The following is a 14,599-nucleotide window of genomic DNA, read 5'->3' as shown; positions in this document are numbered from 1 at the left end:
CAAGCAGCTTTGAAGACACTACTGGGCAATAAGCAAAGGAGGTAAAAAAAGCCCCCCGATTGGGAGGCCTAACAAGTAAAGCAATGGTCAGCGGCTTAAGCCAGGGCTTACCACCAAGCTTCCCACATTGCGCCAAGAGTCAGGGTATCTAGATCAGTACCGTCGTTCTTGTTGTCTGCATTACCCACGGTTGCGTAGAAACGCAGCATTGGGCGAGACCAGGTGTGAGGACCTACCGCCATGTTTTGAGACAGCGTCAGTTTCCATGCAGAGTTCTTAGAACCTTCATCGTAATCAACCACACTGTAGCCCGCTTCTAACCACGTAGAGTGGGTGTCATCCCAAGAGATATGTGGACGTACTACCACGTTGTAGTTAACGCGATCTTCTGCGTCATTATTAGCATCTACCGATTGATAGCCGATGCCGTAGTCCATACCAGAGCGCTCAGAGAAACCAAAGCCACCTTCCATGTGTACGAACAAGGCGCTGTAGTCTTCTTTCAGGTCAAAAACGCTATCTTGAGCATTGTCAGAGTAGCGAACCACCAACGAGTGGCCAGCCATCTTAACGTTTGCTGCCAATTGGTAAGCGCTTGAAGCCATACCTTCATCTTCGTTGGTATCGATCGCTTTAGAGGTGAAACCGTAGTTAGCGTAGAAATCAACGGTAGCCGCACCAACTTCAATTGAGTGCAGTTTACTAGTGATTGCGTAAACGCCGCTGTCGTTGCCGTGACAACCAACGCCATTCACGTCTTCATCAGGGTGTGAGCCACAATCCACTTGGCCCACAAAGCCCAGGTTCATCTTAGCGCCGCCTAGATCTAAGTTGTCAAAACCACCACCTTGACCATCGTGGGTCATCCAGAAGTAGTCCATCAGGTTGGTTTGCGGACGTTGATGGAAGTCGCGACCAGCCCAAACCGTCATATCAGGTTGTGAGGCAAAGATACCAGTACCTGAAGCAAAGGCTTTTTTCAGGTTCACGTCGCCCGAGCTCCACCAATCATAGGCAGCCCAGTGATCCAGCATCACACCAATCTTCCACTGAGCACCACTTGCTGCAGTGGTGTTGTAGTCAAACTGGAATTCACCACCGTTGTATTCGTTACCCAAACGACCCGCGCTACGGCCGTTCAGCTCGCCCGCAGGGCCTACATACAGAGAATCTTCGTTTGCTTGGTAGGTTGCACCGTAACGGGCATAACCGCTAAAGCTGAAACCATCTTGTGCAATCGCGTTTCCGCTCATTGCCATCGCTGCTGCCATTGCAACTGTAAGCGCTTTCATTTTCATAACTGATTTCCTTATAGGTTTAATAGTTTGTGCCCAATCTTTGCGGACATCGGAAACCAGTTTAATAAACTGCCTAATGAAGTTTGGGCGACATATCACATGGCAACGGTCAAAAATATGCACAGATCAAATCAAGTCATGAAATCATGTGAAAGGCAGCATATAGAGCTATCGATGCACCTTTCTACAGATCATATATCCGCACTATTCAGCTTGACGACATTTTAATCTACTTTCAGAAATCAACGTGACAGAGTATTCGTTCACGAATAAAGCAGTAACTCAGTGATATACGTATTTTCAGTCAGTTCAGCAAGCGAACAAGTAAGCAAACCCGCCTTATCTCTCGGCCTAAACAGTTCGTTGATAAGTGGTTCAGCTAGAGCAGGGTAGGAAAGAAACAGGATGCAGCTATTCAGCGGATACAAAAAAGGCCAGCGCGATGGCTGGCCTTGTTAAGGGAATACAGAACTAGATTAGCGACAGTTCGCTGTTCTTATCGAACAAGTGGAACGACTTGGTATCGATAAATAGCTCTTGGTCTTCGTGCAACTCAGCGTCTTCGTTTGGCACTTCCGCCACGATAGCTTGGCCACCCATTTCGGCATTCAGCAACACAGTTGCACCCAGAAGCTCGTGGTTCTTCAGCTTACAGTGGGCTTTCAGGGCTGAGCCTTCTGCCACTTGCTTCTCACGTAGGTGGATATCGGTTGGGCGAATACCCACAGTCACTTCCTGACCTGCTTGTGCCTTACCTTCAAACTGCGCTGGCAATGGCAGCTCTTGGTCTGACATCGACAGTACCAGCTTCGAGTCTTTCTGCTGCACTTTGGCTGGGATCATGTTCATGGTTGGGCTACCAATAAAGCCACCCACAAATTTGTTGGCAGGCTTGCTGAACACTTCGTGCGGCGTACCAATCTGGGTGATAACGCCTTTCTCCATAATCACTACGCGATCAGCCAAGGTCATCGCTTCTACCTGATCGTGGGTAACGTAAAGAGTGGTAGTGCCCAGTTTGCGGTGCAGCGCTTTAATCTCAGAGCGCATCAAGCCACGCAGTTTGGCATCTAGGTTAGACAGCGGCTCATCGAACAAGAACAGTTGTGGGGTACGAACCATCGCACGGCCCATAGCCACACGCTGACGCTGACCACCAGAAAGCTGCTTAGGCTTACGTTGCAGCAGCGGAGTTAGCTGCAGCATCTCGGCGGCCCAGTTTACTTTCTTCTGGATTTCTTCTTTTTTCATGCCCGCCAATTTTAGGGCGAAGCAGATGTTCTCTTCCACGGTCATATGTGGGTAGAGTGCATAGCTTTGGAATACCATCGCCAGGTCGCGGTCGATCGGCTCAACATCGTTAATGCAACGATCGCCAATCAGGATCTGACCAGAGGTAATGCTTTCAAGACCAGCCACCATTCGAAGGGTTGTCGACTTACCACAGCCAGAACCACCCAACAGAACAACGAACTCGCCGTCTTTAATTTCCAGGTCAAAGCCCTTTACTACTTCGGTCTTACCAAAGCTCTTCTTTACGTTTTTAAAGGTTAACGAAGCCACGTTAAATTCTCCAAGCTGCACAACAGCGCATTAAACTTAAGGGCTCGATGGCCCCCTCAATTCTTTTAGTCATTTTCCTTCAGCAGCGACGATTAGCAGAGGAGTCTCGGGCCATCAAAGAGGGCTCCAGACGAAGATTGCTATTTCGCTGTCGGGTACTGTCTTTATCCAGAGCATACTCAGCAGCGAGTTTGCCCATGGTTATAATCGGGAAATCGATGGAGCTTAAGCGCGGGCGCAGGTGCCGGGCGAAAGCCATGTCATCGAACCCAATCACCGAGTATTGATCTCCCGGTATGTAGTTGTTTTGTGAGAGCCAGTCATACACCTGCAACGCCAGGTTATCGTTGCCGCAGAACACGGCACTGAACTCTACATCGCGCTTAAATAGCTTTTCGATAACCGGCATGCTGCGGTCTTCCATAAAGCTACCTTCGACGATCAGCCGCGGATCGAACTCGACCCCATGCTCATCCAGCGCTTTGCGATAGCCATTAAAGCGATCGCGGGCATCTTCGTAGAGCAGCGGCCCTGAGATATGAGCAACTTTTTTATGGCCCAAATCCAGCAGGTGCTTAGTCGCTAAGTAACCACCTAGCTCATTGTCCAAGCGGATGCAATCTTCAGCCAGTTCAGGAATAAAGCGGTTGATAACAACCACTCGGGTTCCTTGCTGCTTAAGCTCGATGATCTCATCATCGGGCAAGGCATTGGTATGCAAGATCAGCGCATCAACCTGACGGGATAATAGAAAGCGTACCGCATCGCGCTCTTTCTCGAGGTCGTCGTAGCCACTCGCGGCAATCAGGTGGACACCTTGCGCGCGCAGCGTCTCTTCAACGGTATGTAGCATCGGGCCAAAGAAGTTACCCGAGATATGGGTGACCACCATGCCAACGCTGTTTGAGCGGTTTGACGCCAATGCTTGGGCAAATGAGTTAGGGCGATAACCCAACTCTTTCATTGCCTTGTGCACTCGCTCTCGATTAGCCTCAGAAACTCGTTTGTGACCATTGATAACCCGCGACACTGTCGCCTGAGATACCTGTGCAAGTTCTGAAACTTCCTTAATCGTTGCCACCGCTCAACTTCCCCTGACCTACTCTTGGTTTTGAACCACTCTAGTTATTAACGCCACATTGGCATATTGAAAGCGCTTACACTGACTATCACTGATCCCTCGAACTAAAGTCAATTGAGTATCAAAGCTGACCGTCGATTCTGTGAACAGCAGCAACTTTTCTCCGCAAGCTGATGTAATTTCATCGAAAAAAAATCACCTTACGCCAAGTTCATGTGAATAAGCGCTTATTTTACAATAACTTGCTAAGATTCAGCGGTGTGACATCGGTCCACTCTTGGCACCGAGCTAAACAGTGCCAGGCCTTGTGTGACAAGGCCTGGCGTCGGACTAACCGACAACAGTAAACCGCTTACACAATAGTGAATCAGGTTTGCTCGATCCGCCAACCATGACCTCAAAATCGCCATTTTCAACGCGCTTTTCAAGCTCCGGGGTAATCACGTAAAGTTCATCCACCGCTAAGCTGAGGCTCACCCGCTTCGATTCGCCGGCTTTGAGCGACACGTTCTGGTAGGCGCACAGGTTTTGGATTGGCGTGGTGACCGAGCTGTAAATGTCGTTAAAATACAACTGCACAATCTCTTCACCGTCGCGCTCGCCGGTGTTGCTTACCTCGACGCTCACGGTTAGTACCTCACCAGTGCGCAACTCGCTAGCACTAAGCTGCATATCCTGATAGCGGTAAGCGGTGTACTGCAGGCCTTCACCAAAGGCGAACAATGGTTCCATTGGCAGGTCGATGTAGCGCTCCTGGCCATCCAGATATTGCGAGTTTTGCGCATGCCAACCTTGGAACTTGTTGTAGTAAACCGGTAGCTGCCCCACATGATGCGGGAAGCTGATAGTCAGTTTGCCGCTTGGGTTAATCTCGCCGAACAGGGTCTCAACGATCGCTTGACCGCCTTTACAGCCCGGGTTGAAGGCGCACAGCAGTGCGTTGGCATGCTCCTTAATCCACGGAATCGTCAGCGGTTTAGAGGCGATGTAGTTCACCACCAGCGGCGTACCAGTTTGCTGTACCGCTTCCAGCAAGGCTTGCTGCTGTCCGGTGAGATCGAGCATCGCACGGTCATGAAACTCCCCATTCAAACGCAGGGTATCGCCCACACACGCCACCACCAGATCGGCTTGTTTAGCCAGCTCAACTGCTTCGCTGATTTCGTTAAACTCGGCATCGACACAATCTGCGCCTTTGAGGTAGTCCAGCTCGAAGCCATAGCGCTCAGCCGCCAGTTTGAAGGCGTCCAGCACTGTGGTGGTATCTTCACGGTGGAAGCTGTCATCGGCCGCGCCGGCTTGCATGGAGCCGAACGACCAGTCGCCCAGCTGCGCCACCACGTCATCACAGTTTGGCCCCACCAGCAGCACCCGTTGCAGACGCTCGCTCTCTAGCGGCAGGATGCCATCATTTTTCAGCAGCACCATCGATTTACGGCTGGCTTGTAGCGACAGATCCCAGTGGGCGTCGTTGCCGATCACCTGAGCTTTCTTGCTAACATCAGCGAAGCGCTGCTCATCGAACAGGCCTAGCTTGAACTTCATACGCAGGATACGGGCAACCGCATCATCCACCAGCGCGATATCGAGCTGGCCTTCATTGACTAACTCAACACAGTCTTGATAGAAGTGCGGGCTCGACATCATCATGTCATTACCTGCTGCCAAGGCGAGATAGCTGGCGTGTTTGCGGCTCTCGGCAACGCCCTGCTTGGTATGCAGCGAGGTGACGTTCTCCCAGTCGGTCACGATAAACCCTTCCAGGCCCCAGTCGTCTTTGGCCACATCACGCAACAGCCAGCTATTATTGGTAGCCGGCACGCCATCCATCGAGTGGTAGCCGGTCATCAGGCTGGCACAGTTGGCCTGCTTCACCGCTTTTTCAAAGGGTGGCAAGAAGGTCGACAGCAGCTTGCGCTTGGAGGTATCGCCCTCATAAGAGTCACGACCACCTAAGGTATCGCCGTAGCCAACATAGTGTTTAGCACAGGCCAAGATACTCTCAGCGCCACCAATCTGCTCGCCTTGATAGCCTTCAATGGTCGCCGCAGCCAGCTCACCAATCAGCCAAGGATCTTCACCGTAGGTTTCGCTCACCCGGCCCCAACGCGCATCGCGCGCCACACACAATACCGGCGAGAAGGTCCAGTGGTGGCCACAGGCCCGTACTTCTTTTGCCGTCGCTTCAGCCATGTCGCGATGCAACTGCGCATCCCACGAGCACGAGGTTGCCAACTGGGTGGGGAATACAGTGGTGTCGTTCTCCAGACAATGGCCATGGATTGCATCGATTCCAAAAATCAGTGGGATACCCAAGCGGGTATTGGCAGCGCGCTGCTGCAGCTGATGCATCTGCTGATCGGTACAATGCAGGTAGGAACCGATGTGCATCTCTTCGAGCTGTTCGAAGTATTCTGGATTGTGGGCGGGTAGCTGCAATAGCTGACCAGCCTTCTCTTCAAGGGTCATGCGCGCCAACAGATCGGCGATTCGCTGTTCGGTATCGAGTTGGGAATTTTGATAGGGAAACATAGCCTTACCTCTTAGCCTTAGCTCTATTGGACGAGCTTAATTGGACGCGCTCCCAAATTAATCGAAGATAAACGAAATACTCGTTACCAAGGGGAACGCCAAGTAAGGCGATACTACTTAGGGGCTAGTGGCTTTGCATGTGACAAAGCCACAGATTGAGAAAAAAACGACAAAAATTGTGGGCTTTTGCCATGAGTTTCATGTGGCTGCGCGCAACACTCTCTAGACCTGCAGCCAGAAGGTCATCGGCCCATCATTGACCAAACTGACCTGCATATCGGCGGCAAACTGACCATTTTCGGTGGGCACCCCACGTTCTTTGCAAGCCTCGCTAAAGTACTGATAAAGGTGCTTAGCCTGCTCCGGAGAGGCACCACGCGAGAAGCCGGGGCGCAGCCCCTTGTCGGTATCGGCTACCAAGGTGAACTGTGATACCACCAACAGCGAGCCATTCACTTGCTGCACGTTTAAGTTGGTTTTGCCCTGCTCATCGGCAAACAGGCGGTACTTGATGACCTTGTCGCACAGCTTATTGGCTTTTTGCTCGTCGTCGCCCTGCTCCACGCCCAGCAGAACCAGCAGCCCTTGTTGGATTTCCCCTACCGTCTCACCAGCCACGGTCACACTGGCCTGAGACACTCGTTGAATTAATGCAATCATGCTTGTTCCTGTTGTTGTTCTTCTTGTTGCTTTTGCTGCGCTTGTTGCTCATGCTGAGGCGCGCTGGCTTGCTCCAGCGCTTGTGGCCCCGATGATAACTGATCCTGCCGCTGCGCTTGCTGGTACTCGTCCAGTGCCGCGGTAAATTCGGCGCCAAACAGCACCACCACCCAGCTGAGGTAGATCCACACCAGCAAGATCGGGATGCTGGCAAGGGCGCCATAGATCAGCTGATAGGTCGGGAAGGATGCAATATAGATAGCGAAGCCGCGCTTCCCTAACTCAAACAGTAAGGCCGCCACCACCGCGCCAGCCAGGCCATGGATAAAGGGCACTCGTCGGTTGGGAACCACCAAATACAGCAAACAAAACATGCCCACCGAAAAGATAAACGGCAGCCCGCGCAATAGCTCGCTAAGAAGCGAGGTGACGGCCGTTTCACGAAATAGCTGCAGCGACAGCAGATAGGAGCTTACCGCCAGACTGCCGCCCATTAACAGCGGGCCGAGCGTCAGTACCGTCCAATACATGGGAAAGGCACGGGTCCAACGCCGGTGCGCTTGCACCCGAAAGATCTTGTTCAAGCTATTGTCGATGGCGGAGATCAACAGCAAGGCCACCACCATCAGCGCCAACACCCCCACGGTGGTCATGCGCGAAGCATTCTCAACAAAACCGCGCAGGTTTTGCTTCACCACCGCCCCGGCCGCCGGCACAAAGTTGTTAAAAACAAAGTCTTCGATTAGCCCCTGAAAGTCGGCAAACATCGGAAAGGCGCTAATAATAGAGAAGGTAACGGCCACCAATGGCACCAGTGACAGCAGGGTGACGTAGGCCAAGGAGCCCGCCATCATGGTCAAGCGGTCGTGTTGCAGGCGGCGCACCAAGGCGATGCTAAAGTGCCAAAGATGATGCAAAGCCCGGCGCATTGTAGTGTTGGCAGCTTGAATGTTCACAGTTCCATACCCTTGGTCACGAGCAATATACCCGAACCACCTCAGGATGCTTGTTCAGCGAGATTTTCCAGGCCCGCTAGCAAGGCACTGTTCCGTAGGTTTAGTAGTCTAAATCAAGGAGCAGTAACGCAGCTTGCGGGCTTGGAAAACTCGCCCGACGGGAGGAACTCTGAATCCTGTATCTTGAGGTGGTTCGGGTATAAGTATGTCTGATTCAAGCACTTATCTCCAGTTCTTGCGGAGATCTAAGGGATTGCATCAGAAGATTAAAGCATCAGCTTTTTTTGATGATGATCACATAAGATGCTAGACTCGCGGCGATTTCGTATTACGAAGCCAACCACAGTCATGATAGGGATATAACCATGTTCGAGTTCCCCCAGTTTAAGGGTGTCAGTGTCAAAAACGATCTGCTTTCCGGCCTAACGGTCGCGTTGGCCCTTGTGCCAGAAGCGGTCGCCTTCGCCTTTGTTGCTGGAGTAGAACCCTTGGTGGGCCTGTATGCAGCATTTATGGTGGGCCTGATTACCTCCATCATGGGCGGTCGTCCGGGCATGATCTCTGGCGCAACCGGCGCACTGGCGGTGGTAATGGTGGCACTGGTTGCCGAACACGGCGTGCAGTACCTATTTGCCACGGTGGTGCTGATGGGGATACTGCAGATCCTCGCCGGGGTATTCCACCTCGGTAAGTTTATCCGCATGGTGCCTTATCCAGTGATGCTCGGCTTTGTGAATGGCTTGGCGATCGTGATTTTCTTGGCCCAGCTTGGGCAGTTTAAGATCCCGGATTTAGACGGCCAACTACAGTGGATGCAAGGCACTCAGCTCTACACCATGCTCGCCTTGGTTGCGCTGACCATGGCGGTGATTCACTTCCTGCCCAAACTGACCACCGCGGTACCCGCTTCCCTAGTGGCGATTGTTGGCGTGACGGCGCTGGTTCAGCTCGCCGCGTTGGACACGCGCACCGTGGTGGATTTTGTCCGCTCCATGACTGGCGATCCGGCGAGCTCAATTGCCGGCGGCCTACCAAGTTTTGCCATCCCCAGCGTGCCGTTTAATCTAGAAACGCTAAAGATTATCCTCCCCTATGCACTGATCTTGGCGGCGATTGGTTTGATTGAATCGCTGCTCACCCTGACCGTGGTCGATGAGATGACCAACACCCGTGGCCGCGGTAACCGCGAGTGCATCGGCCAAGGTACTGCCAACGTGGTAACCGGTTTGTTTGGTGGCATGGGCGGCTGTGCGATGATCGGCCAAAGCATGATTAATATTCGCTCCGGTGGCCGTGGTCGCCTGTCGGGCATTACCGCCGCTCTCGCGCTGCTGTGTTTTATCCTGTTTGGCTCCAGCCTTATCGAGCAGATCCCGCTGGCCGCCTTGGTCGGCGTGATGTTTATGGTGGTGTTGGGCACCTTCGAGTGGGCCAGCCTGAACATGTTCCGCAAGGTGCCAAGGGCTGATTTTATCGTGATCGTACTGGTGACCGTGGTGACCATCTTCACCGATCTGGCCATTGCGGTATTCGTTGGGGTGATTGTCTCTGCGCTGGTGTTCGCTTACAAACACGCCAAGCAGATCCATGCGATTTCCACCATCGACGGCGAAAGCAAAACCTACCAACTCAACGGCCCGCTGTTCTTCGCCTCCACCGCTAACTTCTTAGAGCTGTTCGATGCCAAGAACGACCCTCAAGATGTGGTGATCGACTTTGCTCGCTCGCGAGTGGTGGACCATAGCGCCATCGATGCCATCGACACTTTGGCAGAGCGCTACTTAGCGGAAGGCAAGCAACTGCACCTCAAACACCTAAGCCCCGACTGCAAGCGCCTACTGCGCAAGGCCGGCGATCTTATCGAGGTGAACTACATCGAAGATCCCAGCTACAAAGTGGCCGACGATCTGCTGGGCTAAGGCAGATCTGCAACACAATACTTGTCAGCCTCAAAGCCTAGCCAGTAGACTCGAGCTATTAAACGGTTAGTGCGGAGGCTGAGTGTTTTCAACCGTATTCTCTTGGTTGGTTGTCGCAGCCTATGCCTTAATGGTTGGCGCAACCACCGTGCAGGTCATTCTCAAACGCCGCCCGGTTGGGGTCACCCTCTCTTGGCTACTCCTGATCTACGCCATTCCGCTGCTAGGGGTGGTCTGCTACCAAGCCTTTGGTGAGCGTTACTTGGGCCGCTTTCGTGCCCGCCGCGCCCGCAATATGGAGCGCAAGTACAAGCTCAATATCAACCGTTCACGCCAATCGGCCTTCACCACTGAAACCGCCCAGTCACCCACCGCCGAACCACTTAACCGCCTCACCCAAGGCCTACTGGGGCTGCCGATTACCACCGGCAATAAGCTGGAGAACTACGATGACTCGCTACAGGCACTACAGCGGCTAAAGCAGGATATCGATGATGCCGAATCGCGGATCTTGCTCGAGTTTTACATTGTAGAGACCGGCGGGCTGGTCGATCAGTGCCTGCAAGCCCTGTGCGATGCCGCCCAGCGCGGGGTAGCAGTGATTCTGCTAGTCGACTCGGTGGGCTCGCGTAACTTTCTGCGCTCGCCCTGGAGCGAGCAGCTGCGCCAGCATGGCGTAAAACTGGTCGAGGCGCTGCACGCCAACCCACTGCGGATGCTACTGCAACGGATCGATCTGCGGCTGCACCGCAAGATTATTGCCATCGACTACCGGATTGCCTACGTCGGCTCGATGAATCTGGTGGACCCACGCTTTTTTAATCGCGACCCTCAGCTCGGCCAGTGGGTCGACCTGATGATTCGCATCAAAGGACCGGCGGCTGCCAACCTCGATGCCATCGTTGCCTACGACTATGAGATGGAAACCGGCATCAGCGTGCTGGAAGATTTCAGCAAGCTAAACTCGATTGCTCCTGCAGGTAACCAAACCGTGCAACTGCTGCCTTCTGGTCCGGGTATCTTCGGTGAACATATCCTGCGCCTGCTGCTCACTTCCATCTATGTGGCGCGCAGCCAGATCATCCTCACCACGCCCTATTTTGTGCCCGACGAAAGCCTGCACACCGCACTGGTCAGCGCCGCGCTGCGTGGGGTGGATGTGCAACTGATCCTGCCCAAGCGTAACGACTCTCGCTTAGTGCGCTATGCCAGCCACTCCTTCTATCAGGAACTGTTGGAAGCGGGGGTGAAGATCTATCAATTTAATGATGGGCTACTGCATACCAAGAGCCTGCTGATCGACAACAGTGTCGCGCTGGTTGGCACGGTCAATTTGGATATGCGCAGCTTCACCCTCAATTTTGAGGTGACTAGCATCATCGACGATCAAGAGTACTGCGCCGATCTGTGCCGGATTATCCAGAGCTACCGCGCACGTAGTGAGTTGGTTGAGCTGTTGCGTTGGCGTAAGCGGCCCTTACACCGGCGCATCACCGAGAACTTTGTTCACCTGATTAGCCCGCTACTTTAGGAGCCCCCATGATCAAACTTGAGTTCTTTGTTCCCGAATCCCATCTTGAGGCGACTAAGCAGGTGGTATTCGCCGCCGGTGCCGGTCGCATTGGCAACTACGACAGTTGCTGCTGGGTTACCGAAGGTCGCGGACAGTTTCGTCCACTGGCTGGCGCTGATGCCTTCATTGGCCAACAAGGCAAAGTGGAAGTGCTCACCGAATTTAAAGTGGAGTTAGTACTCGAAGCCGCCCTCAAAGATGCTGTCGAGCAAGCACTGCTGAGTGCCCATCCTTATGAAACGCCAGCCTACCAGTTTATCGCATTGCTATGAGAGCATTAACCAAGGTCTACACTAACTAACATAACCGCTAAACCTGCAAGGACTGCTTCTGTTAGCCCACGTTGAACGCATCTTAGCCATCGGCACGGCGCAACAAGCGCACGAAGACCAGTATCCAACCCGCATCGTAAACTTGTTGGCGCTTTGGGCTGTGCCACTGACAACGATTAATGGCATCTTTCAAGCACTTAGTTTCGACATCAGCACCCTGTTCATCTCGGTGTACCTCGGGTTGCTAACGCTCGCCTATTTCACCACGCTGCTTTGGAATCACCTGCGCTGGCACGAATTTGCCAAGTTGTGGATTTTCACCGTATTCAGCTTCGATATCACCCTGACTTCTACCTACATCTTCGGTATCGGCTCAGGGGTTTACTGGCACTTGCTGATCACCTTTCCGGTGGCCTTTTTGTTTTGGCCCAAGCCACAACAACTCACCCGCTGGTTAGTCATGCTGCTTGCTCTGTGCTTCGCGCTGATCGTGTTTAGCTATCAAGGACGCAGCATGGTGATACTTAGCCCAGAAGAACAGAATGAGATGCTAGTCAGTGTATTTATCACCAGCTGTGTATTACTGGCCATCACCGGTCATCTGTTTATCAGAGATATTCACCACTATCAATCGCGCTTGTTCACTATGGCTAACACCGATGAGTTGACCGGCATCCTCAATCGGCGTGCCTTGGAGCGTCAGTTTGAGCCGATGCGCCAACAGCACAGCCCGATCGCGGTACTGATGTTCGACATCGACGATTTCAAACAGATCAACGACAACTACGGACACCCGGTTGGCGATCAAGCCTTATGCCATATCGCCAACGAGTTCAAACAGCAACAGCCCTACGATGCCTTGTTTGCCCGTATGGGCGGGGATGAGTTTGCGATGATTTGGCCCTGCCCAGACACCCAGCATGCCTGTGTACTGGCGCAAGCCCTGCTCGCTCATTTAGCCAAGCAACCGCTGATCGTAGGCGACACAAACATCACCATCAACATTAGTATGGGCCTGTGTTGCGACGAGAAGCGCAAGGACATAGACCGCCTGCTCATCCAAGCCGACGATGCGCTCTATGAAGCGAAGCGTGCGGGTAAGCATTGCTATCGGACCAGTGGTAGTGATTCGCAGAATCTGAGTGCTTAGGCGCCCAGCAGATACAAAAAAGCCAAGCCCGGAGGCTTGGCTTAGCACTATCTACGACAGTTAGCCTTAGATGGTAAACAGCGAGTACAGCACACCAGTCAAACCGATTGCCGCCAGGGCAAATACCACTTTCTCAGCCATACGGCCTTGGTTTTCGGTGGCGCGGCCAAACAGACCAAATACCAGCGGGTGAACCAGGAAGGTCATCGCGAAGGTAAAGGTAATCAGGCTAGCAGCGCTGTCACCGAACATACCGTTCTGGATAGCGGCAAACAGACCGAAGTGCGACATGGCCGAAGACGCTGACATGGATACATGATCCAGCGACATACCGGCAACGTTCAGCGCGGTGAAGCTGCCGAATACCGCAATGATCTGCCAACCCAACGAGAACTGCATCAGACCTTTCACCTCGGTAGCAGCTTCACCGTTAGCACCACGCAAGGTTTTAAGTGCCAGAGCAACAAAGGCAATACCAGCCGCGATAAGTGGCAAGGTCCACTGCAGCATAATGCTGCCGCGCTCTGCGCTCGCCGCCAAGATGGTGAATACGAAGATGTGGCCAATAAACGGTACGTTAATCATGATCGGTGCACGTGATGCTGCAGTGGCACCGAAGTCGCCAGCGTTACACGCACCGGTCAGGCCTGAGTGAGACAGACCACCCGCCATACCCGGCGCTAGGTTGCGTACGTGGTTCGCTTGGCCCAGGAAGATAAGCAGTGCCAGACCACCGAACATCCAGAAGATCTGACCCGAGAAGCCAAACAGCATCACGCTTTGCAGACCCGGTAGGCTGAATGCTTCAATCATGTGCGAGCCACCCACCAAGAAGCTGGCGGCCAATACCACAGGAATACCGGCAAACAGCAGCGCGTTCATGGTTGGCCCCAGTTTCCACTTAGGCATAAGCGCACCCAAGCCCGATGAGAGGATCATCGCAAAGAAGATCTGCGGCAGTGCAATCACCGACTCCACCATCGACGACAAGAACAGCGAGGCCTTCAGCACCAATACAATCGCGACAATCTCAGCCAGACCTTTGCGGATATACACCTGCTTGCTGGCAAACTTCGCCTTGTTATCGATGAAGATGATCGCCACTACCAGGCTGATGTAAGCCAGCAGCAGGTAAGAGTCACCCAATGGGAAGTTAAGCGCACGGCCAGAGAGCAGCACGTAAGTGGCTTCAATACCGATTAGCAGGAAGAAGGCGCGGATGATGTATACCAGCTGAGTACTGCTGGTACCGACAATGGCTTCTTCTTGAGAAGGCACAAAGTGGTCATCACTATGCTGCTTTTTCGACAGCAGGCGGTTAATCTCCTGACCGCCCACGAAGAACGAGGCAATCAGGGCGATCACGGTAGTCTGACCCACCAGCAAGATTGCTGGGAACTCAGCCAGACCCGGTCCAGCCATGCCGCTGTGAACCAGCAGCGAGCCCATGGCCAGGCCGAATACCACAATTAACAACAACGACGAGTACTTAGTACCGGCTACCACAGCACGGGACACCAGTACCATGGTGATGACGATACTCATCGCCAAAAAGAAATGATTAAACGCTGAAACGTGCAACAGCTGTTCCATTA

Annotated in this window: 11 protein-coding genes; 4 read left to right on the top strand and 7 right to left on the bottom strand. The window is 53.1% G+C overall.

Annotated features, from left to right (window positions below; translation table 11 throughout):
• Nucleotides 1-107: 107 nt before the first annotated feature.
• The 6 genes from G461_RS23050 to G461_RS23045 all read right to left on the bottom strand — a co-directional run bounded on the left by G461_RS23050 (nucleotide 108) and on the right by G461_RS23045 (nucleotide 8,090).
• Nucleotides 108-1,298 (bottom strand): carbohydrate porin, encoded by a 1,191-nt coding sequence (locus G461_RS23050; protein WP_051333302.1) that lies wholly within the window; start codon nucleotides 1,296-1,298, stop codon nucleotides 108-110.
• A 471-nt stretch (nucleotides 1,299-1,769) separates the two neighbouring features.
• Nucleotides 1,770-2,861: an ABC transporter ATP-binding protein gene (locus tag G461_RS0102415; protein WP_026957513.1), complete on the bottom strand. Its 1,092-nt coding sequence runs from the start codon at nucleotides 2,859-2,861 to the stop codon at nucleotides 1,770-1,772.
• A gap of 79 nt (nucleotides 2,862-2,940) precedes the next feature.
• Nucleotides 2,941-3,942, bottom strand: a complete 1,002-nt coding sequence (locus tag G461_RS0102410) for a LacI family DNA-binding transcriptional regulator (RefSeq protein ID WP_026970633.1) — start codon at nucleotides 3,940-3,942, stop codon at nucleotides 2,941-2,943.
• A gap of 330 nt (nucleotides 3,943-4,272) precedes the next feature.
• Nucleotides 4,273-6,474: a glycoside hydrolase family 3 N-terminal domain-containing protein gene (locus tag G461_RS0102405; protein ID WP_026970632.1), complete on the bottom strand. Its 2,202-nt coding sequence runs from the start codon at nucleotides 6,472-6,474 to the stop codon at nucleotides 4,273-4,275.
• Between the two features lie 222 nt (nucleotides 6,475-6,696).
• Nucleotides 6,697-7,134, bottom strand: coding sequence for a D-aminoacyl-tRNA deacylase (gene dtd / locus G461_RS0102400; protein ID WP_026970631.1), 438 nt, complete (start codon nucleotides 7,132-7,134; stop codon nucleotides 6,697-6,699).
• The gene (locus G461_RS23045) at nucleotides 7,131-8,090 is read right to left on the bottom strand and encodes a virulence factor BrkB family protein (protein WP_245587135.1); all 960 of its coding nucleotides are present in this window, start codon (nucleotides 8,088-8,090) and stop codon (nucleotides 7,131-7,133) included. Before G461_RS23045 ends, dtd begins: the two co-directional genes overlap by 4 nt.
• Nucleotides 8,091-8,455: 365 nt before the next feature.
• Between G461_RS23045 and G461_RS0102390 the strand changes: the two genes are divergently transcribed.
• The 4 genes from G461_RS0102390 to G461_RS23040 all read left to right on the top strand — a co-directional run bounded on the left by G461_RS0102390 (nucleotide 8,456) and on the right by G461_RS23040 (nucleotide 13,004).
• On the top strand, nucleotides 8,456-10,009 hold the full coding sequence (locus G461_RS0102390) for a SulP family inorganic anion transporter (RefSeq protein ID WP_026970630.1): 1,554 nt from the start codon (nucleotides 8,456-8,458) through the stop codon (nucleotides 10,007-10,009).
• 82 nt (nucleotides 10,010-10,091) lie between these two features.
• The gene (cls, locus tag G461_RS0102385) at nucleotides 10,092-11,540 is read left to right on the top strand and encodes a cardiolipin synthase (protein WP_026970629.1); all 1,449 of its coding nucleotides are present in this window, start codon (nucleotides 10,092-10,094) and stop codon (nucleotides 11,538-11,540) included.
• An 8-nt stretch (nucleotides 11,541-11,548) separates the two neighbouring features.
• Nucleotides 11,549-11,854 carry a YqfO family protein gene (locus tag G461_RS0102380; RefSeq protein ID WP_026970628.1) on the top strand — a complete coding sequence of 102 codons (306 nt, stop codon included), beginning with the start codon at nucleotides 11,549-11,551 and terminating at the stop codon, nucleotides 11,852-11,854.
• Nucleotides 11,855-12,014: 160 nt separating this feature from the next.
• On the top strand, nucleotides 12,015-13,004 hold the full coding sequence (locus tag G461_RS23040; RefSeq protein WP_157360215.1) for a GGDEF domain-containing protein: 990 nt from the start codon (nucleotides 12,015-12,017) through the stop codon (nucleotides 13,002-13,004).
• 66 nt (nucleotides 13,005-13,070) lie between these two features.
• On the opposite strand, the gene G461_RS0102370 is transcribed toward G461_RS23040, so the two are convergent.
• On the bottom strand, nucleotides 13,071-14,597 hold the full coding sequence (locus G461_RS0102370) for a hypothetical protein (protein ID WP_026970627.1): 1,527 nt from the start codon (nucleotides 14,595-14,597) through the stop codon (nucleotides 13,071-13,073).
• Nucleotides 14,598-14,599: the final 2 nt, after the last annotated feature.

This window comes from Aliagarivorans marinus DSM 23064, assembly GCF_000429485.1.
Classification (GTDB): domain Bacteria; phylum Pseudomonadota; class Gammaproteobacteria; order Enterobacterales; family Celerinatantimonadaceae; genus Aliagarivorans; species Aliagarivorans marinus.
This window is presented reverse-complemented; position numbering and strand designations above follow the sequence as displayed.

Excerpts from the sequence above, each read along its gene's own strand:
- G461_RS23050 (WP_051333302.1), bottom strand. The coding sequence starts at position 1,298 with ATGAAAATGAAAGCGCTTACAGTTGCAATGGCAGCAGCGATGGCAATG.
- G461_RS0102405 (WP_026970632.1), bottom strand. The coding sequence starts at position 6,474 with ATGTTTCCCTATCAAAATTCCCAACTCGATACCGAACAGCGAATCGCC.
- dtd (WP_026970631.1), bottom strand. The coding sequence starts at position 7,134 with ATGATTGCATTAATTCAACGAGTGTCTCAGGCCAGTGTGACCGTGGCT.
- G461_RS0102390 (WP_026970630.1), top strand. The coding sequence starts at position 8,456 with ATGTTCGAGTTCCCCCAGTTTAAGGGTGTCAGTGTCAAAAACGATCTG.
- G461_RS0102380 (WP_026970628.1), top strand. The coding sequence starts at position 11,549 with ATGATCAAACTTGAGTTCTTTGTTCCCGAATCCCATCTTGAGGCGACT.
- G461_RS0102370 (WP_026970627.1), bottom strand. The coding sequence starts at position 14,597 with ATGGAACAGCTGTTGCACGTTTCAGCGTTTAATCATTTCTTTTTGGCG.